This is a genomic window from Streptomyces sp. NPDC088194 (genome assembly GCF_040702025.1).
Lineage (GTDB): Bacteria > Actinomycetota > Actinomycetes > Streptomycetales > Streptomycetaceae > Actinacidiphila.
Genome location: NZ_JBFBIV010000184.1, coordinates 1 through 6,540 on the forward strand (window position 1 = coordinate 1; position 6,540 = coordinate 6,540).

4 protein-coding genes are annotated in these 6,540 nt (G+C 72.8%); 2 read left to right on the forward strand and 2 right to left on the reverse strand.

The window, feature by feature from the left end:
• Window positions 1-236 precede the first annotated feature (236 nt).
• Together metF and AB0399_RS40045 are read left to right on the forward strand one after the other, a co-directional pair.
• Complete coding sequence (metF, locus tag AB0399_RS40040; protein WP_328463000.1) at window positions 237-1,157, forward strand: methylenetetrahydrofolate reductase [NAD(P)H]; 921 nt, start codon at window positions 237-239, stop codon at window positions 1,155-1,157.
• A 23-nt stretch (window positions 1,158-1,180) separates the two neighbouring features.
• Window positions 1,181-2,197 carry a hypothetical protein gene (locus AB0399_RS40045; protein WP_366414637.1) on the forward strand — a complete coding sequence of 339 codons (1,017 nt, stop codon included), beginning with the start codon at window positions 1,181-1,183 and terminating at the stop codon, window positions 2,195-2,197.
• A 66-nt stretch (window positions 2,198-2,263) separates the two neighbouring features.
• Here the strand turns inward: AB0399_RS40045 and AB0399_RS40050 are convergent, their stop codons facing one another.
• The gene (locus AB0399_RS40050) at window positions 2,264-4,513 is read right to left on the reverse strand and encodes a germacradienol/geosmin synthase (protein ID WP_329370411.1); all 2,250 of its coding nucleotides are present in this window, start codon (window positions 4,511-4,513) and stop codon (window positions 2,264-2,266) included.
• A 198-nt stretch (window positions 4,514-4,711) separates the two neighbouring features.
• A complete protein-coding gene (locus AB0399_RS40055) occupies window positions 4,712-6,265 on the reverse strand; it encodes an NAD(P)/FAD-dependent oxidoreductase (protein ID WP_366414638.1) in 1,554 nt (517 codons plus the stop codon).
• Window positions 6,266-6,540: the final 275 nt, after the last annotated feature.

The following is a 6,540-nucleotide window of genomic DNA, read 5'->3' on the forward strand; positions in this document are numbered from 1 at the left end:
TTCCGCGGCAGCGGGTCTGCCCGGGGAGGGGGCAGCGCCTTCCGCGGCAGCGGGTCTGCCCGGGGAGGGGGCAGCGCCTTCCGCGGCAGCGGGTCTGCCCGGGGAGGGGGCAGCGCCTTCCGCGGCAGCGGGTCCGCCCGGGGAGCGCAGGGCACCCTTGTCCGAGGGGCACGGGTCCCCCCGGGGATGGCGTGATGCACTAACGTGTGGCGACCGCCACACGTTAGCCTGCTTGCATGGCCCTGGGGACTTCATCCACACGCACGGACCGCGCGATCACGATCCGTGAACTGCTCGCGTCCGGTCAGCGCTCGTACTCGTTCGAGTTCGCCGCGCCGCGGACCGAGAAGGGCGAGCGCACGTTGTGGAGAGCGATCCGCCGGATCGAGGCGGTGCGCCCGACCTTCGTGTCGGTCACCTACGGCGCCGGCGGCTCCTCGCGGGAGGGCACCGTGCGGGCCACCGACCGGATCGTCTCGGACACCACGCTCACCCCGTGCGCCCACCTCACCGCGGTGAACCACTCGGTCGCCGAACTCCGCAACATCATCGGGCAGTACGCGGACGCGGGCATCCGCAACATCCTCGCGGTGCGCGGCGACCCGCCCGGCGACCCGATGGGCGAGTGGGTGCCGCACCCGCAGGGGCTGACGTACGCGGCCGAACTGGTGCGGCTGGTCAAGGAGTCGGGGGACTTCTGCGTCGGGGTCGCGGCGTTCACCGAGATGCACCCGCGCTCGACCGACCCGGCCGAGGACACCCGGCACTTCCTCGACAAGTGCAGGGCCGGCGCCGACTTCGCGATCACCCAGATGTTCTTCGACGCGGACGCGTACCTGCGACTGCGGGACCGGGTGGACCGGGCGGGCTGCACCGTGCCGATCATCCCCGAGGTGATGCCGGTGACCAACGTCCGGCAGATCGAGCGCTTCTCGCAGCTCGGCAACGCGCCGTTCCCCGCCGACCTGGCCGAACGCATCCTCGCGGTGCAGGACGACCCGGCGGCGGTACGGGAGATCGGCATCGAGTTCACCACCGAGATGTGCCGCCGCCTCATGGCAGAGGACATTCCGGGGCTCCACTTCATTACTCTTAACCACTCCACCGCATCGCTGGAGATCTACGAGAACCTCGGGCTGCATCGGCGGGCGGCGTGACCCCTAGGTGAGGAAGTGGGCACATGGGCTACTCGGTGCTCTACATCGCGTTCGGCATCGTCGCGCTGTGGCTGCTGGGCGAAGTGCTGTTGCAGTACAAGGCCCGGCTGCGCTGGCGGGTGCTCGCCTTCGCGGGGTTCCTGGGCCTGGTCATCGGGGTCGCCGACCGCAGTGTGGTGCTCATCGTGCTGGGCGCGCTCGCCTTCGGCACCGGGCAGAGCCAGGTCACGCTCTCCTACAAGCGGGGATTCTCCACGGGTTGGGCGATAGGCGGCCGTCCCGGCTCCAGCCGGCGCCGCAGGGCCGCGGGCGCCCGCCCGGCCGAACCGGTGCTGGAGGTCGGCCCGATCGAGGCCGACCAGGCGGCCGGCCCGGACCCCGCCCAACAGCCGCTTCCGACTGAGGAGTTGGCGGGCGTGGGCGCCAACGCGACGGCGGTGCACGACTTCTCGGTCCCGTCGGGCGACCCGCAGGGCCAGGGCGGGTACGGCGCCGAGCAGGCGGTGTACCAGCCGATGCCGATGCAGGACGACAGCGGCGAATACCCGCTCTACGACGGCCAGTCGACGTACACCCCCGACCCGTACACCAGCGGCGGCTACGAGGGGTACGGCGCGCAGGGCTACCAGAGCTGGACCGGCTACGAGCAGCAGCAGCCGGCCTGGGACCAGGGGCAGGGACAGCAGCAGGGCCAGGATCAGGACGGCGGCGGCTACCAGGAGCAGCCCGCGCCTGCCGCGGCCTCGTACGGCTACGACCCCGACGACTACGACGTGTTCGGCAACGCCCGCGGCACCGACGGCGGCGGGTACGGCGGGGAGGGCGCCGGGGACTGGCAGTCCCCGCAGCCCTACCCGCAGCAGCCCGCGGCCGACACGTACGGCGGCTACGGCTTCGACCAGCAGGCGTACGACCAGCAGGCGTACGGCCGGCAGCAGCCGTACATCCCGCAGCAGCAGCACCAGCCGCCGTACGAGCAGCAGCAACAGCCCGAGCAGCAGCAGGAGTACGCGGACCCGTACGACCCGTACCGCTACTGAGCGCCGGTCCGCCGCCGACAGCCGACGGTCGACCCTCAACCGCCGGGCCAGCCAACCGGCCTTCGGCTAGCGGCCGTTGAGCAGGGACGGCAGCCGGGCCGCGGACAGGCCCAGGCCCGCCGGGGTGCGCCAGGGCTGCCCGGGACGGGGCACCGTGGCCGCGAGGTGCGGGTAGTGCTTGAGCAGCGACTCCTCCGTGTACCGGGCGCAGCCCTCGTGCCAGGTGACGATGCCCGCCATCCAGTCCCGCAACTCCTGGGCGTAGTCGAGCAGTACCCCGCGTGCCGTCTCGTCGAGGTCGAACTCCTCGAAGAGCGTGGGAAGTTGGGTCTCGGTGATGTGCTGGAACTCCGACATCCGGGCGGCCATCAGGTCCCCGACGATGTCCATCGCCTCCTGCGGCCCGCAGTCCAGGAAGTTCTGCACCACCAGCACCGCGTTGTGGATCTCGCCCTCGAACTCGATCTCCTTGCGGTAGGAGAACACGTCGTTGAGCAGGCAGGCGAAGTCCTGGGCGGCGACCTCCATGCCGCGCACCGGCCGGGAGCGGTAGATCTCGTCGGGCAGCGCGTCGCCGTGGCCGATCCGGGACAGGCTCATCGTCAGGTCCGAGCCGAACGTCTTGCGGCGCATCTCGATGTAGTCCACCGGGTCGGGCACCCGGTTGAGCTTCTGGTTGGCCAGCTCCCACAGCCAGCTCTCGCACATGTCCTCGATCGCGGCGCGGAACCGCTGCCGCGCCGGCGGCGCCATCGGGCCCGCGGTGCGCTGCCACAGGTCCGCCAGCGAGCGTTCCAGCGCCGTCAGCGGCGGCGGCACCGCACCCGCGTCCAGCGGCATGAACAGCTTGAAACGCTCGGTGGTGATCCGGGCCGCCGCCATGTCGCCGGCCCGGCCGAAGACGATCGGGTAGTAGTCGTCGCCGTAGGTGCCCCAGGTCAGCCAGTCCGTGGTGAGGTCCAACTCGTCCTGGGAGGCGGCCGGATGGATGCCCGCGGCGCACAGCGCGAAGTCGTACCCGGCGAGCTTCTCCTCGTTCCACAGCCCGCCCGGCACCGGGAAGCCCGGCTCGGCGTCCAGCAGGCCCATCCGCCGCCCCCACGCCAGGTTGTGCGCGCGGGAGGCGTCCAGGTGCGGGCTGAGCGTCGTCTCGAACGGCATCGGGACCGGCGCCCGCCGCACCCAGCCGACCTGCTGGAACGGCGCGTGGCCGTAGGCGCGGGCCCGCTGCGGCAGCGTCGCGGCCAGCGAGCCGGCGATCTGCGCGGCCGACGTGCCGATCCCGGTCGGCCCGCCGAGCACGCCCACCGCCCGCGCCTCGTCGCTCGCGCCGTTCATGTAGCGGCTGGAACGCATGTGCCACTCGTGGCCGCCGGACTGCCAGTCCTGTAGCCCCTTCACGTAGGCGAAGACGCCCAGCCGCTGCGCCGGGTCCAGCCCGAACTCGTCGAAGAGCGGCTCCACTTCGGTGAACGCGGTGTGCTCGAACTGCTGGAGCCGCGAGGTCAGCAGGTCGTTCACCGTGTCGGCGGCCTCCTGCGGGGTCTGGTCGAGGAACCGTTCCAGCACCAGTACGGCGTTGGACAGTTCGCCCTCGTCCTCGATCTCGCGCTGGTACGAGAACAGGTCGTTGCGCAGGTGCACGCTGTCCGCGAAGCAGTCGCGCAGCACCCGCATCGGGCGGCTCGCCGCGATCGCGTCGGGCACCTCGGCGCCCGCCGCGTGCTCGATCAGGTTCGCCGACCACGGCGCGCCGCCGACCTTGCGGCGCATCTCGATGTACTCGATCGGGTTCGACACCCGGCCGGTGCTGATGTTGGACAGCTCCCAGAGCGACTCCTCCAGCAGGTGCCGGGTGCTCTCGTGGAACCGCCGCCGATACCCCTCCGACATCTGCGGCACCGTCCGCCGCCACAGGTCGGCCAGGCCCGCCTCCACCTGGTTCGTCGGCTCGGGGACCTCCTGCGCGAGGTCCACCGGCATGAACGCCGGCAGCCGGTCCAGATACGCCTTCGCGCCCGCCATGTCCGGGGTGCGCTTGAAGATGTCGAGGAAGTGGTCGTCGAAGAAGAACACCCACACGTACCAGTCGGTCACCAGGTCCAACTCCGGCCCCGAGGCGTCCGGGTGGGTGTACGCGCACAGCAGGGCGTAGTCGTGCGAGTCGAAGTCCGATTCGGCCCAGATGCCCGAGCCCTCGATCATCGTCATCTCCCGGGCCCACTCCTTCGAGTGCTCCCGGGCGCGTTCGAGGTGCGGGTTCAGCCGCGCCGGGTACGGCACGTAGAACTTGGGCAGTTCGAAGGGCTGCGGCATCTCCGTTAAGACCTTCCGCTCAACTGATCACCTGTACAGCCCCTCACGCTAGGTCGGCCCCACCCGGCGCCGTGAGCCGGTAACGCCCTTTTCCGCCCGATGGGTTGAATTCGCTGCCGCGGGGGTTAACGATCTTGTTCCCGGGCTCGCGGCGGAAGGTGGGGCGCCCCGGGCGCGTACCCGGCGGCGGAGCGGAGGTCAGCGGCTGCCGCCCGGGCCGCCGGCCACGAGGTCGGCGACGATCGCCGCGGACATGCCCGCGTGCGGGAGCCCGCCGCCCGGGTGGGCCCAACCCCCCAGGAAGTAGAGCCCGTTGAAAGGCGTCCGGTTGGGCGGGCGGAAGAGGGCGCCGCCGGCCCCGGGGAGCGAGGGAACCGGCACCGAACCGCCCGCCGCCCCCGTCTCCCGCTCCAGGTCCCGCGGGGTGCGGACCTCGCGCCACAACTCCCGCTCCCGCAGCCCGGGAACGGCCCGCTCCGCCACCTCCAGCATCCGCTCGGCGAACGCGTCCACGAAGTCCCCGCCGGACCAGTCCACCCCGGAGCCGGAGGTGGAGCCCGAGTGGGAACCAGAGTTGGTCCGCCCTGCGGCGTGCCGCGGCACCGTGGCCGTCACGGTGACCGCCTCGTGCCCGTCGTCCGGCCGCGTCGCCGGGTCGTCCGGTCGCAGCACGGTGACCGTCAGCGCCCCCGGCGCCGGCACCTCGGCCCGCCCGCGCCCGAACACCCAGTCCAGCGCGGCCCCCCGGTCCGCGGCGTGCACGACCGTACGGTGCGCCGCACCGGCCGGGCGCGAGCCGCGCAACGCCACGTGCACCGTGCAGCGCCCGGGCTCGTCGCGCGCCCCGGCGAGCGGCCGCAGGTCCTTCCCGCCCGACGGGAGGGTCTCCTGCGGGAGGCAGGGCAACGGCACGGACGCGGCCACCATGTCGGCGGCCCCGGTCGAGTGGTCGGTGAACCGGAGCCCGCGCACCCGTCCCTCGTGCACCTCCACGCCCCTCACCCCGGCGCCGAACCGGAACTCCACCTTCCGGGCCCGGCAGCGGGCGTACAGCGCGTCCGCGAGCGCCCGCATCCCGCCGCGGACGTACCAGACGCCGAACGACTGCTCCAGGTACGGCAGTACGGCCGCCGCCGCGGGCGCCGTACGCGGGTCGAGCCCGTTGCCGAGGGCGTACCACTCCAGCAGCGCGGCCGGGCGCGGATCACCGCCGAGCTCGTCCGCGGCCACGTCGGCCAGGTGCGGCGGGCGCCGCAGCAGGCCCTTGCGCCGGGCCGGGTACGGGTCCCTGGACAGCGGCTTCGGGTCCCCGATCGGCTCCTCCAGCAGCGGCCTGCGGACGCCCTCCCACACCTGCCGCGCCCTCACCAGCACCTCGCTCCAGCGCTCGCCGCTGCCCGGGCCGAACGCGCCGTCCAGCGCCTCGATCACCCCCGAGCGGGAGGCGTTCGGCAGCGACACGTCGGTGCCGTCCGCGAAGACGTGGCGGCCGGCCGGGTCGGTCTGCACCAGCTCGACGCTGTCCTCCAGGCTCTCCCGGCCGGTCTTCACGAACAGGTCGCGGTAGACCGCGGGGAGCTGGAGCAGGCCCGGGCCGGTGTCGAACGCGAAGCCGTCCCGGGCGAACGCGCCCACGCCTCCGCCGTACGTCTCCCCACGTTCGTACACCACCACCTCGTGCCCGCCCGTCGCGAGCCGCGCCGCCGCCGCCATCCCGGCCATCCCGGCGCCCACCACCGCAATCCGTCCCATGCGCCGAGCGTATCCACGCCGTGGGTTCAGCGATCCGCCCGGGTTGCCCCCTCCCCCCGCTGCCCGGACCTCGCGGTAGATGGGGGCTGGTCGCGCCGTTCCCCGCGCCCCTGGGTATGTGCGGGTACTCCGCGGTGCGGCTCCGCCCGCTCTGCCCCTTGCAGGGGGGTGCCGGATCTTCCCCCGGTGAGTGGCTGGTCGCGCAGTTCCCCGCGCCCCTGGGTAGGCCGACCTTCGTACGGAGTGGGGTGACGTGGTTGAGGTGCGCTGTCCCC

Bases quoted from the DNA above. Each gene is read 5' to 3' on its own strand.
- metF (WP_328463000.1), top strand. From the start codon at position 237: ATGGCCCTGGGGACTTCATCCACACGCACGGACCGCGCGATCACGATC.
- AB0399_RS40045 (WP_366414637.1), top strand. From the start codon at position 1,181: ATGGGCTACTCGGTGCTCTACATCGCGTTCGGCATCGTCGCGCTGTGG.
- AB0399_RS40050 (WP_329370411.1), bottom strand. From the start codon at position 4,513: ATGCCGCAGCCCTTCGAACTGCCCAAGTTCTACGTGCCGTACCCGGCG.
- AB0399_RS40055 (WP_366414638.1), bottom strand. From the start codon at position 6,265: ATGGGACGGATTGCGGTGGTGGGCGCCGGGATGGCCGGGATGGCGGCG.